This window comes from Pseudomonas sp. EZ-C24, from assembly GCF_014525325.1.
In the GTDB taxonomy this organism is placed as follows: Bacteria; Pseudomonadota; Gammaproteobacteria; order Pseudomonadales; family Pseudomonadaceae; genus Aquipseudomonas; species Aquipseudomonas shirazensis.
Window position 1 is genome coordinate 36,472 of record NZ_JACDIU010000004.1, and the last position, 17,209, is coordinate 53,680.

Genomic DNA, 17,209 nt, shown 5'->3' on the forward strand with positions numbered 1-17,209 from the left:
TGCCAGACATCGGAGCCTTTGACCCCATGCCCCAGACCAAACACCCCGACAACGCGGTAAAAACCCTCAGCCGAGGCAACCTCGCCCGGCTGCCGGCGCGCCGTGCAGACGCGCACAAGACCGTCTTCGGCCATGTGCTGGTGGTCGGTGGCGACCTCGGCACCGGCGGCGCCGCGCTGCTCAGTGGCGAGGCCGCGCTGCGCTGTGGTGCTGGCCTGGTCAGCATCGCCACGCGCCCTGAGCATGTTTCAGCGGCGCTGACCCGGCTGCCCGAGACCATGTGCCTGGGCGTGTCATCGGCCAATCAGCTGATCGAGGTGTTGGCCCGCGCTTCCGTGCTGGTGGTCGGCCCCGGGCTTGGCCAGGCCGCATGGGGGCGCAGCCTGCTGTCGGCTGTGGCCAACAGCGATGTGCCGCAGGTGTGGGATGCCGATGCGTTGAACATGCTCGCCAGCAGCCCGTTGGCCGTGCCCGGCGCGAGCATCCTCACCCCGCACCCAGGGGAGGCGGCGCGCTTGTTGGGGATTTCCACCGAGGCGGTGCAGGCTGACCGTGCCGGCGCTGCGCGCAAGCTGGCGCGCAGGTACGCCAGCATCTGCGTGCTTAAAGGCGCGGGTACTCTGGTGGCTGATCCGGACGGACAGTTGGCGCTGTGCCAGCGAGGCCACCCGGCGATGGCCGGTGCAGGGCTGGGCGATGTGCTCACTGGTGTGCTTGGCGCATTGCTGGCGCAGGGTCTGGATGGCTGGTCGGCGGCATGCCTGGGCGTGTGGCTGCATGCCTGCGCTGGCGAGCGCCTGGGCGTGAAGGGCAGGGGCCTGGCAGCCAGTGATCTGCTGCCGGTCATTCGTGAATTATTGGAGGAGCATTCAGCGTGTCAGGTGTAACCCTGTTTCTGCCCGACGAAGAAGCCACTGTGGCCTTCGGCGCGCGACTGGCCGAAGTGACCGGCGGTCATGGCGTGATATTTCTCGAGGGTGACCTCGGCGCCGGCAAGACCACCCTGTCGCGTGGCCTGATCCGTGGCCTGGGCCATACCGGGCCGGTCAAGAGCCCGACCTTTACCGTGGTCGAACCCTACGAAATCGGCGATGTGCGGGCGTTTCACTTCGACCTGTACCGGCTGGTCGATCCGGAAGAGCTGGAGTACCTGGGCATTCGCGATTACTTCGAAGGTGACGCCCTGTGCCTGTTCGAATGGCCCGATAAAGGTGCGGGCGTTTTGCCAAAGCCCGACCTGACCATTACCATAAGCCCGCAAGCGGGCGGACGCTCGCTTAACCTGTTGCCGCAGGGCGCTCGTGGCCAAGCCTGGTGCACCGCGCTGGCCAACAAAATTCAACAGTAAATGGGGTTAGGTATGCGCATACGCGCACTGGTCGCCGTTGTCGGTCTGCTGCTCAGCGCAGTGACTGTCAACGCTCTGGCCGCCACACAAGTAAAAAGCATGCGTCTGTGGCGCGCGCCGGACAACACACGACTGGTGTTCGACCTCTCCGGGCCCGTGCAGCACAGCGTGTTTACGCTGAGCGCACCGGATCGGCTGGTTATCGATATCAATGGTGCGACCCTCGGCGCGCCGCTCAACGTGGCCACCTCCAACACCCCGATCAGCAGTGTCCGCTCGGCGCAACGCACGCCGACCGACCTGCGCGTGGTCATCGACCTGAAAAAGGCCGTCACCCCGAAAAGCTTCGTTCTGGCGCCCAATGCCCAGTACGGTAACCGCTTGGTGGTCGACCTGTACGATCAGGAAGCCGACGCCATCGCCGCCACTACGCCGACGCCCGCGCCGACGCCGGTGCAGCCGCCGGCCACCACGCCGGCCATCCCGGTAACGCCGACCCAGCCCGCGATCAAGCTGCCGCCAGCACCGAGTGGCAAGCGCGATATCGTGGTTGCCATCGACGCCGGTCACGGCGGCGAAGACCCGGGCGCTTCCGGCTCGCGCGGTCAGCACGAAAAAACCATCGTGTTGCAGATCGCTCAAGAGTTGCAGCGCCAGATCAACAGCGAGAAAGGCTACCGCGCCGAGCTGACCCGTACCGGCGACTACTTCATCCCGCTGCGCAAACGCACCGAGATCGCCCGCAAGAAGGGTGCAGACCTGTTCGTTTCGATCCATGCCGACGCCGCGCCGTCGAAGGCCGCCTTTGGCGCTTCGGTGTTCGCCTTGTCTGACCGCGGCGCTACCTCGGAAACCGCGCGCTGGCTGGCCGACACGGAAAACCGCTCCGACCTGATCGGCGGTGCCGGCAACGTCAGCCTCGACGACAAGGACCGCATGCTCGCCGGGGTTCTGCTCGACCTGTCGATGACCGCTACGCTCAGCTCCAGTCTGGATGTCGGGCAAAAAGTGCTGGGCAACATGGGCCGCATCACCTCGCTGCACAAGCGCCGGGTCGAGCAAGCGGGCTTCATGGTGCTGAAATCGCCGGATATTCCGTCGATCCTGGTCGAAACCGGATTTATCTCCAACGCCAACGAAGCCGCCAAGCTGGCTACCAAGAGCCACCAGCAGGCGCTGGCGCGCTCGATCCACACCGGCTTGCGCCAGTACTTCCAACAGAGCCCGCCGCCTGGCACCTACATCGCCTGGCTGCGTGACAGCGGCAAGATTGCCCAAGGCCCGCGTGACCATACCGTGCGTCCGGGTGAAACCCTGGCGATGATCGCCGTGCGTTACCAGGTCAGCGTGGCTGCCCTGCGCAGCAGCAACAGCCTGAAAACCGATGAGCTGAAGGTCGGCCAGCATCTGGATATTCCGGGTACCACCCTGGCGTCGCAGCAATGACCGGTGGTTCGCGCATCGAGCTGCTCAGCCCGCGGCTGGCCAACCAGATTGCTGCCGGCGAAGTAGTCGAGCGACCTGCGTCGGTAGCCAAGGAGCTGCTGGAAAACAGCCTCGACTCCGGTGCCCGGCGCATCGATGTCGAGGTCGAGCTGGGTGGCACCAAGCTGCTGCGTGTGCGTGACGACGGCAGCGGCATCTCTCCGGATGACCTGCCGCTGGCCTTGGCACGGCACGCCACCAGCAAGATTCGCGAGCTGGAAGACCTTGAAGGCGTACTCAGCCTGGGCTTTCGGGGTGAAGCACTGGCGTCGATCAGTTCGGTTGCACGGCTGACCCTGACCTCGCGCACCGCCGATGCCAGCGAAGCTTGGCAGGTCGAGACCGAAGGCCGCGACATGACCCCGCGGGTACAGCCTGCGGCGCACCCGGTCGGCACCTCGGTAGAAGTGCGCGACCTGTTCTTCAATACCCCGGCCCGGCGCAAGTTCCTCAAGGCCGAGAAAACCGAATTCGATCACCTGCAGGAAGTCATCCGTCGCCTGGCACTGGCACGCTTCGATGTCGGCTTCCACCTGCGTCACAACGGCAAGAGCATCCTCAGCCTGCACGAGGCCGCCGATGATGTGTCGCGGGCGCGGCGAGTCGGCGCGATCTGTGGCCCGGGCTTTCTTGAGCAGGCGCTGCCGATCGACGTCGAGCGCAACGGCCTGCGCCTATGGGGTTGGGTCGGCTTGCCGACCTTCTCGCGCAGCCAGGCTGACTTGCAGTACTTCTTCGTCAACGGCCGGGCGGTGCGCGACAAGCTGGTGGCCCATGCGGTACGCCAGGCGTATCGCGACGTGCTGTTCAACGGCCGCCATCCGACCTTTGTGTTGTTCCTTGAGCTGGAGCCGAACGGCGTCGACGTCAACGTGCACCCGACCAAGCACGAAGTACGCTTCCGTGAAGGGCGTACGGTTCACGATTTTCTCTACGGCACTCTGCATCGCGCGCTGGCCGATGTGCGCCCGGAAGGTCAGGTGGCCGCGCCTGCCGCAGCCGCCGAGCTGGTGCGTGCTGGTGGCCAGCTGGCTGGCGAGTTCGGCCCTCAGGGCGAGATGCGCCTGGCCACGCCTGTGCTCGAACAGCAGCAGCCTGCTCCAGCCGGCTCCGGCGCTGGTGCGGGTTACCAGTACCAGTACACGCCGCGCCCCTCGCAGCCACTGCCGGTGGCCGAAGCGCAGGCCGCTTACCGCGAATTCTATGCGCCGCTGAACAGCGCCGCGCCGGTCGCGCTGCCCGACGGCCAGGGCGATATACCGCCGCTGGGCTACGCCATGGCGCAGCTCAAGGGCATCTACATCCTTGCCGAAAACGCCCAAGGCCTGGTGCTGGTCGACATGCATGCCGCCCACGAGCGGATCATGTACGAGCGGCTCAAGGTGGCCATGGCCAGCGAAGGCCTCAGTGGCCAGCCGCTGCTGGTGCCGGAAACCCTGGCGATGAGCCAGCGTGAAGCCGATTGCGCCGAAGAGCATGCACAGTGGTTCCAGCGCCTCGGCTTCGAGCTGCAGCGGCTAGGCCCGGAGACGGTCGCGATTCGCCAGATCCCGGCGTTGCTGAAACAGGCCGAAGCCAATCGGCTGGTGCAGGACGTGCTTGCTGACCTGATGGAATACGGCACCAGCGACCGCATCCAGGCGCACCTCAACGAGCTGCTCGGGACCATGGCCTGCCACGGCGCCGTGCGCGCCAACCGGCGCCTGGCGATCCCCGAGATGAACGCCTTGCTTCGCGACATGGAAAACACCGAGCGCAGCGGCCAGTGCAACCACGGCCGACCGACCTGGACCCAGATGGGCCTGGACGATCTGGACAAACTCTTCCTGCGCGGTCGGTGACATGAGCAGCAAACCTCCAGCGATCTTCCTCATGGGCCCGACTGCGGCGGGCAAGACCGATCTCGCCATCGAGTTGAGCAAAGTGCTGCCCTGCGAGCTGGTCAGCGTCGATTCGGCGCTGGTCTATCGCGGCATGGACATCGGCACTGCGAAACCGTCGAAAGACATCCTGGCGGCGTACCCGCACCGCTTGATCGATATCATCGACCCCGCCGAGAGCTACTCCGCGGCGCAGTTTCGCAGCGATGCCCTGGCGGCCATGGCCGAGATTACCGCACGCGGCAAGATCCCGCTGCTGGTCGGCGGCACCATGCTCTACTACAAGGCTTTGCTTGAAGGCCTGGCCGACATGCCGGCGGCTGACCCGGCCGTGCGCGCCGAGCTGGAAGCCCAGGCCAGCGCACTGGGCCTGGGCGAATTGCACCGGCAGTTGGCCGAGGTCGATCCGGTGTCGGCGGCGCGCATCCACCCCAACGACCCGCAGCGCTTGATCCGAGCGCTGGAGGTGTATCGGGTGAGTGGTGAGAGCATGACTGCCCACCGCCAGCGCCAATCAGCCGAAAGTAGCGGCGCAGACGCAGGCGCGGCCGGCCATTTGCCCTATACTGTGGCCAGTCTGGCGATCGCTCCTGCAGATCGTCACATTCTGCATGAGCGAATTGCGTTACGATTTTCACAGATGCTGGAACAGGGCTTCATCGATGAGGTCCGAGAGCTGCGAGCCAGAAGTGACTTGCACGCCGGGCTGCCGTCTATACGGGCAGTGGGCTATCGGCAGGTCTGGGATTTCCTAGACGGCAAGCTAGATGAGAATGAGATGCGAGAACGCGGTATCATTGCGACTCGCCAGCTGGCCAAGCGGCAGTTCACCTGGTTGCGCGGTTGGTCCGACGTGCACTGGCTGGACAGCCTGGCCTGCGACAATCTGTCCCGCACCTTGAAATACCTTGGGGCCATCTCCATATTGAGCTGAGTCCCTGCTAATTGCCGTCTACTCTTGCGAGTGGGCGGCGTAATCATAGAATTTTCTCGTTTTTTATTATTTATCCTTACAGGAGTGCGGCATATGTCAAAAGGGCATTCGCTACAAGACCCTTACTTGAACACCTTGAGAAAAGAAAAGGTCCCGGTTTCGATCTATCTGGTCAACGGGATCAAGCTGCAGGGCTCGATCGAATCTTTCGACCAGTTTGTAGTTCTACTGAAAAACACCGTCAGCCAAATGGTCTATAAACACGCCATTTCGACTGTCGTACCTGCACGTCCGGTTCGTCTGCCAAGCCCGTCCGATTCCGAGAACGGTGACAGCGAGCCAGGCAACGCCTGATTAGGAGCCTGCATTGTTCTTTGAGCGCCACGGTGGTGGTGAACGAGCGTTGCTCGTTCACTTGGAAGGTCAGAACCCTGAGGCGCGCGAAGACCCGCAGGAGTTCCAGGAGCTGGCCCTGTCGGCCGGTGCTGAAATCGTCTTGCTGTCTACGGTGACACGGCATCAGCCCAGCGCCAAATTCCTGATTGGCAGTGGCAAGGTCGAGGAGTTACGCGACCTGGTCAGTGCCGAGCATGTCGATCTGGTGATTTTCAATCACACCCTCACGCCCAGTCAGGAGCGTAACCTCGAACGTGTGTTCGAGTGTCGCGTGCTTGACCGTACCGGGCTGATCCTCGATATCTTCGCCCAACGGGCGCGTACCCATGAAGGCAAGCTGCAGGTCGAACTGGCCCAGCTTGAGCACATGAGCACGCGGCTGGTGCGCGGCTGGACTCACCTTGAGCGGCAAAAAGGTGGTATCGGCCTGCGCGGTCCGGGGGAGACCCAGCTTGAAACCGACCGGCGCCTGTTGCGGGTCCGCCTGCGGCAGATCAAGGCGCGCCTGGAAAAGGTCCGCAGCCAGCGTGAGCAAGCGCGGCGCGGGCGCAGACGTGCGGACATCCCGTCGGTGTCGCTGGTGGGTTATACCAACGCCGGCAAGTCGACCCTGTTCAACGCCCTGACCCAATCCGACGTGTACGCGGCCGACCAGCTGTTCGCCACCCTCGACCCGACCCTGCGCCGCCTGCAACTCGACGACCTGGGGCCGATCGTGCTGGCCGATACCGTGGGCTTCATTCGCCATCTGCCGCACAAGCTGGTCGAGGCATTTCGGGCTACGCTCGAAGAGTCGAGCAACTCCGACCTGCTGCTGCACGTGATCGACGCCCATGAGCCAGAGCGCATGGAGCAGATCGAGCAGGTGCTGGCGGTATTGGGCGAGATCGGCGCAGAAGGCTTGCCGATCCTCGAGGTCTATAACAAACTCGACCTGCTTGAAGATGTCGAGCCACAGATCCAGCGCGATGCCGATGGCAAGCCGGAACGGGTCTGGGTGTCGGCACGTGATGGACGTGGCCTGGAGCTGGTTGGCCAGGCAATTGCCGAGTTGCTGGGGGATGATCTGTTTGTCGCCACCCTGCGCCTTGATCAGCGTTTCGCTCGCTTGCGCGCGCAGCTGTTCGAACTGGGCGCGGTGCAGGGCGAGGAACATGATGAAGAGGGCAGCAGCCTGCTCAGCGTGCGCCTGCCGATGATCGAGCTTAATCGCCTGGTCAGTCGTGCCGGGATCGAGCCGCAGACGTTTATCGCGCAACACACTTTGCAATAAATGCCCGTCGAGGTCGCCGGGCAGCCGTGACAGGCATTCTGTAGCATTGGACGGCGCGCCGTGGGCGCGTCTTTGCTTTATCAGATGGAGAGCGCTATGGCTTGGAATGAGCCGGGTGGCAACTCGAAAGACCAGGATCCCTGGGGCGGTCGCCGTGGCGGCGGCGGCAGTGGTGGCGGTGGCGACAAAAAAGGCCCACCTGATCTCGACGAGGCCTTCCGCAAGCTGCAGGACAGCCTGAACGGCATGTTCGGTGGCGGCAAGAAACGCGGCGGTGGTGACCGCAATATCGGCAAGGGTGGCGGCTACGGCCTGCTGGGCATAGGCCTGGCGGTGTTGGCTGCGATCTGGCTGTACAGTGCCGTGTACGTGGTCGACGAGCAGGAGCAGGCGGTTGTGCTGCGCTTCGGCAAGTACTACGAGACCGTGGGTCCAGGCCTGAATATCTATTTCCCGCCGATCGATCGCAAGTACATGGAAAACGTGACGCGTGAGCGTGCGTACACCAAGCAGGGGCAGATGCTCACCGAAGACGAGAACATCGTCGAAGTGCCGCTGACCGTGCAGTACAAGATCACCAACCTGCAGGACTTCGTGCTCAACGTCGACCAGCCGGAAGTGAGCTTGCAGCATGCGACCGATAGTGCCCTGCGTCACGTGGTCGGCTCGACCTCGATGGACCAGGTGCTGACCGAAGGTCGTGAGCAGATGGCCGTGGACATCCGCGAGCGTCTGCAGCGTTTCCTCGACACTTACCGTACCGGTATCACCGTTACTCAGGTCAACGTACAGAGCGCGGCAGCCCCGCGTGAAGTGCAGGAAGCCTTCGACGACGTGATCCGTGCCCGTGAAGACGAGCAGCGTGCGCGCAACCAGGCCGAGTCCTACGCCAACGGCGTGGTGCCAGAGGCCCGTGGTCAGGCGCAGCGCATCATCGAAGACGCCAACGGCTACCGCGATGAAGTGATTGCCCGCGCCAAGGGTGAAGCCGATCGCTTCACCAAGCTGGTCACCGAGTACCGCAAGGCGCCGGACGTAACCCGTCAGCGTCTGTACCTGGAGACCATGCAAGAGGTCTACAGCAATTCGAGCAAGGTCATGGTGGCAACCAAGGATGGGCAGAACAACCTGCTCTACCTGCCGCTGGACAAGATGGTTGAAGGCGGTCGCAACACGTCGGCTTCTGCCGGCAGCAGCAGCGCGTCGCCGTCGGTCAACGACGCAGCCGTGCGCGCAGCGCAGGACCTGCAACAGCAACAACAGGCACTGCGTACTAGGGAGAGCCGCTGATGAGCAATAAATCGCTGATCGCCCTGATCGCCGCAGTCGTGCTGGCTGTCGTGGCCTGGAACAGCTTCTACATCGTGTCCCAGACCGAACGTGCGGTACTGCTGCAATTCGGTCGTGTGGTTCAGGCTGATGTTCAGCCCGGCCTGCATGTGAAGATCCCGTACGTCAACCAGGTGCGCAAGTTCGACGCGCGGCTGATGACCCTGGACGCACCGACGCAACGCTTCCTGACCCTGGAAAAGAAAGCGGTAATGGTCGACGCCTATGCCAAATGGCGGGTGAAAGATTCCGACCGTTTCTACACCGCAACCTCGGGCATGAAGCAGATCGCCGACGAGCGTCTGTCGCGACGTCTGGAAAGCGGCCTGCGTGACCAGTTCGGTAAACGCACCCTGCACGAAGTGGTATCCGGTGAGCGTGACGCACTGATGGCTGACATCACTGCATCGCTGAATCGCATGGCCAACAAGGAGTTGGGTATCGAAGTGGTCGACGTTCGCGTCAAGGCCATCGACCTGCCGAAGGAAGTCAACCGCAGCGTGTTCGATCGTATGAGCACCGAGCGTGAGCGTGAGGCCCGTGAGCATCGCGCCAAAGGTAACGAGCTGGCCGAGGGTATCCGTGCGGATGCCGACCGTCAGCGTCGAGTACTGCTGGCCGAAGCCTATCGTGAATCCGAGGAAACCCGCGGTGATGGTGACGCCCAGGCGGCCGCCATCTACGCTAAGGCCTACAACCAGGATGCGGATTTCTATTCGTTCCACCGTAGCCTGCAAGCGTACCGTGCGAGCTTCTCGAGCAAGAGCGACGTGCTGGTCCTGGATCCGAAGAACGAGTTCTTCCGGTACCTGGACAAGAGCCGGCCGTAAGCGACAAGGCCCCGCCTGGCAGGTAAAACTGCCGGCGGGGTGCATCCCGAAGGAAAAGGGGTGTATGATGAGTCAGCCGGGAAATTTCCCGGCTTTTTTGCGTCTGCAAGGTTGATTGGCTCGCATTGGGTCAGCCCGGCGCTAGTAATTCGAGGGTGTTGGTACGGCGGTAGCGCTGGGATTAGTGCTGCCTGTTGTTGTGTGCCAATGCCTGTATTCACGGCTTGCCTATGGGTTGGCCGCTCGGACCAAAGGGGAAAAGGCGTAATGGCAACGGTAGACCGCTGGCTGCTGCCAGATGGCATCGAGGAAGTACTGCCACCTGAAGCTGCGCGCATTGAAGTCGCGCGGCGGCAGGTGTTGGACCTGTTCCAGAGTTGGGGTTACGAACTGGTCGTTACTCCGCATATCGAGTACCTGGAATCGCTGCTCACCGGTGCCAGCCAGGACCTCGACCTGCATACCTTCAAGGTGGTCGACCCGCAGTCCGGGCGGCTGATGGGCTTCCGTGCCGACTTCACCCCGCAGGTAGCGCGCATCGACGCCCACACCCTGCGCCGTGAAGGTCCGAGCCGCCTGTGCTACGCCGGTAGCGTGCTGCATGCGCAGCCGCGCCAGCTGTCTACTTCGCGCAGCCCGATCCAGCTCGGCGCCGAGCTGTATGGCGATGCCAGCCCGACCAGCGATGTCGAAGTCATCAGCCTGATGCTGGCCATGCTGCGCCTGGCCGATGTGCCGGACGTGCATATGGACCTCGGCCACGTCGGTATCTACCGTGGTCTGGCGCGTGCTGCCGGGTTGTCCGGCGATGTCGAGCAGCAGCTGTTCGATGCGCTGCAGCGCAAGGCCCGCGATGAAGTGTTCGCACTGACCGCTGACCTGCCGCAGGACCTGGGCGGCATGTTGCGTGCCCTGGTTGAGCTGTGCGGTGGCCGTGAAGTGCTGGCTCAGGCGCGTGTGCGTCTTGGCCGTGCCCCGGCCAGCGTCCTGGCTGCACTGGATGACTTGCTGGCGATCGCTGATCGGCTGGCAGCGCGCTTCCCGGAGCTGCCGCTGTACTTCGACCTCGGCGAGCTGCGCGGCTACAACTATCACACCGGTGTGGTGTTCGCGGTGTTCGTGCCTGGGGTCGGTCAGTCGATCGCTCAGGGCGGTCGCTACGATGACATCGGTGCCGACTTTGGCCGGGCGCGTCCGGCCACTGGTTTCTCCACGGATTTGAAGACCCTGGTCACACTGGGGCGAGCGGAGGTCGTATTGCCTTCTGGCGGCATATGGATGCCCGACAGCGGCGACGCGGCCCTCTGGCAGATGGTCTGCCAGTTGCGCAACGAGGGCCAGCGAGTGGTCCAGGCATTGCCTGGCCAGCCGCTGAGTGCTGCCCTCGAGGCGGATTGTGATCGGCAATTGATTCAGCAAGAAGGGCGTTGGCAGATCCTGCCTCTGACCCATTGAGACAGCTCGCGCGGCCCGCATCAGGGTCGGCAACCAAGTTTGCGTGAATGAGGACAAGTGTTATGGGTAAGAATGTCGTCGTCCTGGGCACCCAATGGGGTGATGAGGGCAAAGGCAAGATCGTTGATCTGCTGACCGAACATGCTGCCGCCGTAGTGCGCTACCAGGGCGGTCACAACGCCGGCCACACGCTGGTGATCAACGGTGAAAAAACCGTGCTGCACCTGATTCCGTCGGGCATCCTGCGCGAAGGCGTGCAGTGCCTGATCGGCAACGGTGTAGTGGTTGCACCGGACGCCTTGATGCGGGAAATCACCAAGCTCGAAGAGAAGGGTGTACCGGTGCGTGAGCGCCTGCGCATCAGCCCGGCTGCACCGCTGATCCTGTCCTACCACGTAGCACTGGACCAGGCTCGCGAGAAGGCCCGTGGCGAAGCCAAGATCGGTACCACCGGTCGTGGTATCGGCCCGGCCTACGAAGACAAGGTCGCTCGTCGTGGCCTGCGCATCGGTGACCTGTTCCACCGTGAGCGCTTCGCTGCCAAGCTCGGTGAGCTGCTGGACTACCACAACTTCCAGCTGGTCAATTACTACAAAGAGCCGGCCATCGACTTCCAGCAGACCCTGGACGAGTGCATGGCCTACGCCGAGCAGCTCAAGCCGATGATGCTCGACGTCACCGCCGAGCTGCACAACCTGCGTCGCGCTGGCAAGGACATCATGTTCGAAGGCGCCCAGGGCTCGCTGCTGGACATCGACCACGGTACCTACCCGTACGTGACCAGCTCCAACACCACTGCCGGCGGCATCTCCACCGGTTCCGGCGTTGGCCCGATGTACCTGGATTACATCCTCGGCATCACCAAGGCGTACACCACCCGTGTCGGTTCCGGTCCGTTCCCGACCGAACTGTTCGATGACACTGGCGCAACCCTGGCCAAGCGTGGCCACGAGTTCGGCTCGACCACCGGCCGTGCCCGTCGTTGCGGCTGGTTCGATGCGGTCATCCTGCGTCGCGCCATCGACGTCAACAGCATCTCGGGCATCTGCCTGACCAAGCTGGACGTGCTCGACGGTCTTGAAACCATCAACATCTGTGTGGGTTACAAGAACGCCAACGGCGCAGTGCTCGAAGCGCCTTCCGACGCCGACAGCTACATCGGCCTGGAGCCGGTGTACGAAGAAATGCCGGGTTGGAGCGAGTCGACCCTGGGCGCTAAGACCCTCGAAGAGTTGCCAGAAGCGGCTCGCGCTTACATCAAGCGCATCGAGGAGCTGACCGGCGCGCCGATCGATATCATTTCGACCGGCCCGGATCGCAACGAGACCATCGTGCTGCGTCATCCGTTTGCCTGATTAGCCTGCCAGGCTGATCCAGCGCCGCGTTCCCGCAAGGGAGCGCGGCGTTTTTTTTGCACACGTTGTATCGTCGGTGAATAAACTTGGCGTTTATGCCTGCTGCGACGGCACAACCCTTGCTGTAAGAATGCCCTTGTCGATGCCATCAAAATAGTGGCGCCAGAAACACGAGGGTTCACCGTGTCTGCCATTCTTTCATTGTTACGAAGCCGCCTGTTGCGGCCTGTGTTTGTTGCCTTGGGTATCGCCCTTTTGGTGCAGGTGCTGGTGGCCGTTGCGCTGACCCGGAGCACAGTGAGCGCCCTTGAGGCGAACCTGGGTGAGCGCCTGGGCAGCGATAGCCGCAAGCTTGCGGGTGAACTGGAATTGGCCGGGCAGGACGTCCGCGCCGGCCTTGAAGGCCTCTCCAGCAGCACTCGGCAGCGTTTGAGCAGCGGTTTGTCGACGCGCCTGCAAAGTGAACAACAGCAATTGCGCGCCACCCTGGAGAAGAACCTCAAGGACTCGGCCAACGACATGGCCGAGTTGCTCGCCTCGGTTGCCCCGCGAGCGATCTGGGACAACGACGTGCCGGTGCTCTCCGACTTTGCCCGCCGTGCCCAGCGCAATCCCAATGTATTGTTCGTGATCTATGACGATGCTCAGGGCCAGCACCTGACGCGCTACCTCAACCGGCAAAACCCGATCAACCAGGCGCTGATGGACAAGGGCGAGGGTGAGCGGGCGCTGGACAAAGTGCTCAACGCTGCGCGCAAGGACCCTGCGGTGTACTTCGTCGAAGCACCGATCAGCCCCAACGGTGCCGAGATCGGCAAGGTGCTGATGGGCGTTTCCACCGCATCCGTCGAACAGGAACTGAAGGCCCTCGATGCACGCTTCGCGGCATTGATCGGCAGCAGCGAGCAGTTGGTCGGCGACAGCCTCGGGGCGGCCGCCGCAGACAGCGGCAAGGCCCTGCGTGCGCGTCTGGAAGCTGCGCAGAACAGCGCCACCGCGATGCAGGCCAACACCGCCGAAACCGTCCGCGATGCGGCCGCCGAGCTGCGCTGGCGGATTGGCCTGGGCCTGGTGCTGGTGGGGCTTGGCGTACTGCTGGTAGTGGCAGTGGTACTCGGCCGGCGCGTGGTCAACAAGCTGCGCCTGCTGATTGCGGCACTCAATGACCTGGCTGCGGGCGACGGTGACCTGACCAAACGGGTCAGCCTCGACAGCCGTGATGAAATCGGCGACATGGCGGCAGCGGTCAACCGCTTTGTCGACAAGCTGCAGCCGATCGTCCGCGAGGCGGGTGAAGTCGCCCAGCGCACCGGCGTCGAAATCGGTGTCATGACCCAGCGCAGCGCCGGTGCCGACGCTGCCGCAGCCTTGCAGCGTGACGCAGTGGCGGCCAGCTTGCGCGACCTGTCCGGCATGGCCGACGAAGCCCAGGCCGAGAGCCATGCGATGCAGGCTGCCTTGCAGCAGGTGGTCGACATCCGCCAGGCCACTGACGAAAACAGCCGCACCTCGACCCAGCTTGCTGGCTTGATCGAAAACCTCGCGGGCCAGGTCGATGCCGGCTCGCAGGTGATCGAGCGGCTGGCCAAGCAGAGCGAACAGATCGAGGTGGTGCTGACGGTAATCCACGGCATTGCCGAGCAAACCAACCTGCTCGCCCTCAACGCGGCAATCGAAGCCGCCCGCGCCGGCGAGACCGGGCGTGGCTTTGCGGTGGTGGCCGACGAGGTGCGGGCGCTGGCGAGCAAGACCCAGAGTTCGACCGGGGACATTCAGGCGCATATCGTTGCCCTGCAGCAAGGCGCCAAGCAGGCGGTGGCAACCATCAGCCAGGCAGGGCGCCAGGCCAGCGAAGGCTTGCTGGTGCTGCGCGATAACGAACGCCGCCAGCAATCGGTGCAGGCCGCCGTCGAACAAGTGCATGCGGCGATTGGCCTGGCGACCCGTGCTGCCGAGCAGCAGGCACACGGTGCGCAAGCGGTACGCGGCAGGGTCGAGACGATTCATGCCCAGGCCGAGCGCTCGGCCGAGGTGGTGATGCAGACGACCGCCAGCGGCAAGGTGCTGGATGATCTGGCGGCGCAGCTGCGCGCCAGCCTTGGTCAGTTCCGGGCGTAAGAGTCATCCCTTTCAAGGTGTTCTGAAGCTGCACGTGTAGTGAGATCGTCGGGGGCCGCTACGCGGCCCCAGCAAACTCACGACAAGCGCAATTTCAGAAACCTCAGGCCCGGTTCAGGTACATCCGCGTGGTCAGCAGATACACCGGCAGGCCCGAAACCACGATCAACAGCGCGGCATAGGGCGCTGCCGCGGCGAACTCGACGTTGGCCGTGTGCGCCCACACCTCGGTGGCCAGGGTGGTCATTCCGGTCGGGCTGAGCAACAGGGTCGCGGTCAGCTCTTTCATGGCATCCAGGAACACCAGCGCAAAGGCCGCTGCCAGCGCCGGGAAGATGATCGGCAGAGTCACCCGGCAAAACGCGCTGAAGCTGCTCGCACCCAAGGTCCGGGCCGCCTCTTCAAGCGTCGGCGAGGCCTTGTTCAGCGCCGTGCGCACCGGCGCCTGGGCCAGAGGCAGGAACAGCAAGGCATACGCCAGCAACAACAACGCCGTAGTCTGGTACAGCGCCGGTACGTAGTGCAGGGCAAAGAATACCAGCGTCAGGGCAATCACCAGGCCCGGCAGGGCATGCAGCAGGTACGGCAGGCGCTCGGCCCAGATCGCCAGGCGGCCCTTGTAGCGCACCACCAGGAAACTGATCGGCAGTGCCAGCACGACGCAGAACCCGGCGCCGCCCAGCGACACCGACAGCGAGGTGAGCAGCGCCTGGCTGATCTCGCCCACAGGAAACGCTGCCGACGAGCCGACACTCAGCCAGTAGCCGAGCATCGCCAGTGGAATACCACTACCGAGCACCGCCAACGCCAGGCAGAACAACTGGCCGACAGCCGTGAAGCTGCCCAGCTTGATCGGCTGCGCCCGCCGCGCCACACCCTGGCCAATGCGCACATGGCGCGCCTTGCCGCGCACGCGCAGCTCCAGCGTGAGCATGATCAGGCACAGCGCCAGCAGCACTGCCGAGAGCATCGCCGCGTTGGCGTTGCTGAACTCCAGTTCGAACTGCTGATAGATCGCCGTGGTGAAGGTCTGCAGGCCAAGAATCGACAGGGCACCGAACTCGACCAGCATGTGCAGCGCGATCAGCAAGGCGCCACCGAGCATCGCCGGCCACAGCAGCGGCAGGGTGACCTTGCGATACACCCCCCAGCGGCTGCAGCCGAGGGTCCTCGCCGACTCTTCCAGCGAGCTGTCGACATTGCGCAAGGTCGCCGCAACCGGCAAGAAGATCAGCGGGTACTTGGACAGTGCCATGATCATGATTGCCCCGCCCAGGCCCTCGAAGTCCGAGCTCAGCGATACCCAGGTAAAGCTGCTGACAAACGACGGCACGGCAAACGGCAGGCACAGCACCACGCCCCACATGCGCCGCCCTGGCAGGTCACTGCGCTCCAGCAGCCAGGCCAGGGCCAGGCCGAGCACCATGCACACGGCGGTGACTCCAACCATCAGCAGCAGGGTATTGCGCAGCAAGCCCCAGACGAACGGCCGCCAAAGCAGATGCAATGCCTCCTGCCAGCCGGCTTCCCAGGCTTTCATGGCGACGTACAGCAACGGCAGCAAGCTCATCGCCACCAGAAACAGAACCGGCAGCAGCACCCAGATCGATGGGCGCTTGCGGCGAGGCACGAAACGCGCCTGGGCCGCTTGGGGCAGGGCGGCAGTCATCAGAGCAGACCGACCTCACGTTCCAGCTCCAGCGCTTCCTCGGCATTGCCCAGGTCGGCGGGGGTGATCTGCGGCGGGCGCAGCTCTTCGAACGGCTTCAGGCCGCGGTCCGAGACCATGCCTTTGTGCAGCGGGTATTCGGCGGTGGTCTGGGTGATCACGCGCTGGCCTTCTTCGCTGGCCATCCAGTTCAGCAGTGCCTGGGCTTCCTTGGGATGCTTGCTGGCTTTCACCGCGGCAGCGCCCGAAATGGTCACCAGGCCGCCGGCATCGCCATCGGCCAGGTAGTACAGCTTGGAGTCGAGCTTGCCGCGCTCGCGCTCAAGCGCGTACCAGTAGTAGTTGTTGACCAGCACCGCGGCGACTTCGCCTTTTTCCACGGCCTTCAGCGCGACCATGTTGTTGGTGTAGGTCTTGCCGAACGCCTTGAGGCCGGTCAGCCATTCTTCGGCCGCTTCACGGCCGTGCATTTTCAGGATGGCGACTGCCTGCTCCTGGAACGCGCCGCTGGTGGGCACGAAGCCGACGCGACCGTCCCACTCAGGGTCAGCGAAGTCCATGACCGATTGCGGCAGGTCTTTCTCGTCGATTTTCTTCGGGTTGAACACCACCACGCGGGTGCGCGCAGTCACGCCCATCCAGGTGCCGTTGCTGGCCACGTATTCCTTGGGCAGCATGTTCAGGGTGGCGTCGTCGATCTTGGCCAGCAGGCCGAGCTCGCCGAGGTTGTTCAGCGGTGGCGACTCTTCGGTATAGATGACATCGGCGGGCGAGCGGTCGCCTTCTTCGATGATCTGGCTGGCCAGCTGGTTGCTGCTGCCCTTGCGGATATTGATATGGATGCCGGTCTTGGCCTCGTAGGCCTTGGCGATGGCTTCGCCAATTTCCTTGTGCTGACCGTTGTACAGGGTCAGGCTGACCGGCGCGTCTGCCATGGCGGCCGGTGCGCCAATCACCAGGCTCAGAACAGCGGCGGCCAGGGTGCGCATCAGCGGTTGCGGACGGATCGTCATGCGGGTACTTCCTCGCTTACGGCTACATATTTGGAAACAATGGTAAACGAAATCGTTTCTCATGTGGCCGAGTGACGAGAAATTCATGGGCGGTCTAGCGCCTGACCAGTGCTGCGCGCCCCGC

Annotated in this window: 13 protein-coding genes and 2 pseudogenes; 13 read left to right on the forward strand and 2 right to left on the reverse strand. The window is 63.7% G+C overall.

Annotated features, from left to right (window positions below):
- Nucleotides 1-26: 26 nt before the first annotated feature.
- The 13 genes and pseudogenes from IDM28_RS01570 to IDM28_RS24105 all read left to right on the forward strand — a co-directional run.
- Nucleotides 27-887, forward strand: a complete 861-nt coding sequence (locus IDM28_RS01570; protein WP_262499955.1) for an NAD(P)H-hydrate dehydratase — start codon at nucleotides 27-29, stop codon at nucleotides 885-887.
- Nucleotides 875-1,348 carry a tRNA (adenosine(37)-N6)-threonylcarbamoyltransferase complex ATPase subunit type 1 TsaE gene (gene tsaE, locus IDM28_RS01575; protein WP_101315901.1) on the forward strand — a complete coding sequence of 158 codons (474 nt, stop codon included), beginning with the start codon at nucleotides 875-877 and terminating at the stop codon, nucleotides 1,346-1,348. Before IDM28_RS01570 ends, tsaE begins: the two co-directional genes overlap by 13 nt.
- On the forward strand, nucleotides 1,349-2,794 hold the full coding sequence (locus IDM28_RS01580; protein WP_188035219.1) for an N-acetylmuramoyl-L-alanine amidase: 1,446 nt from the start codon (nucleotides 1,349-1,351) through the stop codon (nucleotides 2,792-2,794).
- On the forward strand, nucleotides 2,791-4,674 hold the full coding sequence (mutL, locus tag IDM28_RS01585) for a DNA mismatch repair endonuclease MutL (RefSeq protein ID WP_150571118.1): 1,884 nt from the start codon (nucleotides 2,791-2,793) through the stop codon (nucleotides 4,672-4,674). The genes IDM28_RS01580 and mutL overlap by 4 nt, the downstream gene beginning before the upstream one ends.
- A gap of 1 nt (nucleotide 4,675) precedes the next feature.
- Nucleotides 4,676-5,647, forward strand: coding sequence for a tRNA (adenosine(37)-N6)-dimethylallyltransferase MiaA (gene miaA, locus IDM28_RS01590; protein ID WP_101315907.1), 972 nt, complete (start codon nucleotides 4,676-4,678; stop codon nucleotides 5,645-5,647).
- Nucleotides 5,648-5,740: 93 nt separating this feature from the next.
- Nucleotides 5,741-6,001, forward strand: a complete 261-nt coding sequence (gene hfq / locus IDM28_RS01595) for an RNA chaperone Hfq (protein WP_060480687.1) — start codon at nucleotides 5,741-5,743, stop codon at nucleotides 5,999-6,001.
- A gap of 13 nt (nucleotides 6,002-6,014) precedes the next feature.
- On the forward strand, nucleotides 6,015-7,316 hold the full coding sequence (gene hflX / locus IDM28_RS01600; RefSeq protein WP_188035220.1) for a ribosome rescue GTPase HflX: 1,302 nt from the start codon (nucleotides 6,015-6,017) through the stop codon (nucleotides 7,314-7,316).
- A 96-nt stretch (nucleotides 7,317-7,412) separates the two neighbouring features.
- Entirely contained in the window at nucleotides 7,413-8,606 is a 1,194-nt protein-coding gene (gene hflK / locus IDM28_RS01605; RefSeq protein ID WP_101315911.1) for an FtsH protease activity modulator HflK, read from the forward strand.
- Nucleotides 8,606-9,475, forward strand: coding sequence for a protease modulator HflC (gene hflC / locus IDM28_RS01610; RefSeq protein WP_150571120.1), 870 nt, complete (start codon nucleotides 8,606-8,608; stop codon nucleotides 9,473-9,475). Before hflK ends, hflC begins: the two co-directional genes overlap by 1 nt.
- 267 nt (nucleotides 9,476-9,742) lie before the next feature.
- Nucleotides 9,743-10,930 carry an ATP phosphoribosyltransferase regulatory subunit gene (locus IDM28_RS01615; protein WP_188035221.1) on the forward strand — a complete coding sequence of 396 codons (1,188 nt, stop codon included), beginning with the start codon at nucleotides 9,743-9,745 and terminating at the stop codon, nucleotides 10,928-10,930.
- A gap of 62 nt (nucleotides 10,931-10,992) precedes the next feature.
- Nucleotides 10,993-12,285 (forward strand): adenylosuccinate synthase, encoded by a 1,293-nt coding sequence (locus tag IDM28_RS01620; RefSeq protein ID WP_101315917.1) that lies wholly within the window; start codon nucleotides 10,993-10,995, stop codon nucleotides 12,283-12,285.
- 999 nt (nucleotides 12,286-13,284) lie between these two features.
- A pseudogene (locus IDM28_RS24100) lies at nucleotides 13,285-13,497 on the forward strand (methyl-accepting chemotaxis protein); the annotation flags it as partial.
- A 390-nt stretch (nucleotides 13,498-13,887) separates the two neighbouring features.
- Nucleotides 13,888-14,403 (forward strand): annotated as a pseudogene (locus tag IDM28_RS24105) (methyl-accepting chemotaxis protein); the annotation flags it as partial.
- A 103-nt stretch (nucleotides 14,404-14,506) separates the two neighbouring features.
- On the opposite strand, the gene IDM28_RS01630 reads toward IDM28_RS24105, so the two are convergent.
- Nucleotides 14,507-16,072 (reverse strand): ABC transporter permease, encoded by a 1,566-nt coding sequence (locus IDM28_RS01630; RefSeq protein WP_101315921.1) that lies wholly within the window; start codon nucleotides 16,070-16,072, stop codon nucleotides 14,507-14,509.
- On the reverse strand, nucleotides 16,072-17,085 hold the full coding sequence (locus IDM28_RS01635) for an extracellular solute-binding protein (protein WP_101315923.1): 1,014 nt from the start codon (nucleotides 17,083-17,085) through the stop codon (nucleotides 16,072-16,074). Before IDM28_RS01635 ends, IDM28_RS01630 begins: the two co-directional genes overlap by 1 nt.
- Between the last annotated feature and the right edge of the window lie 124 nt (nucleotides 17,086-17,209).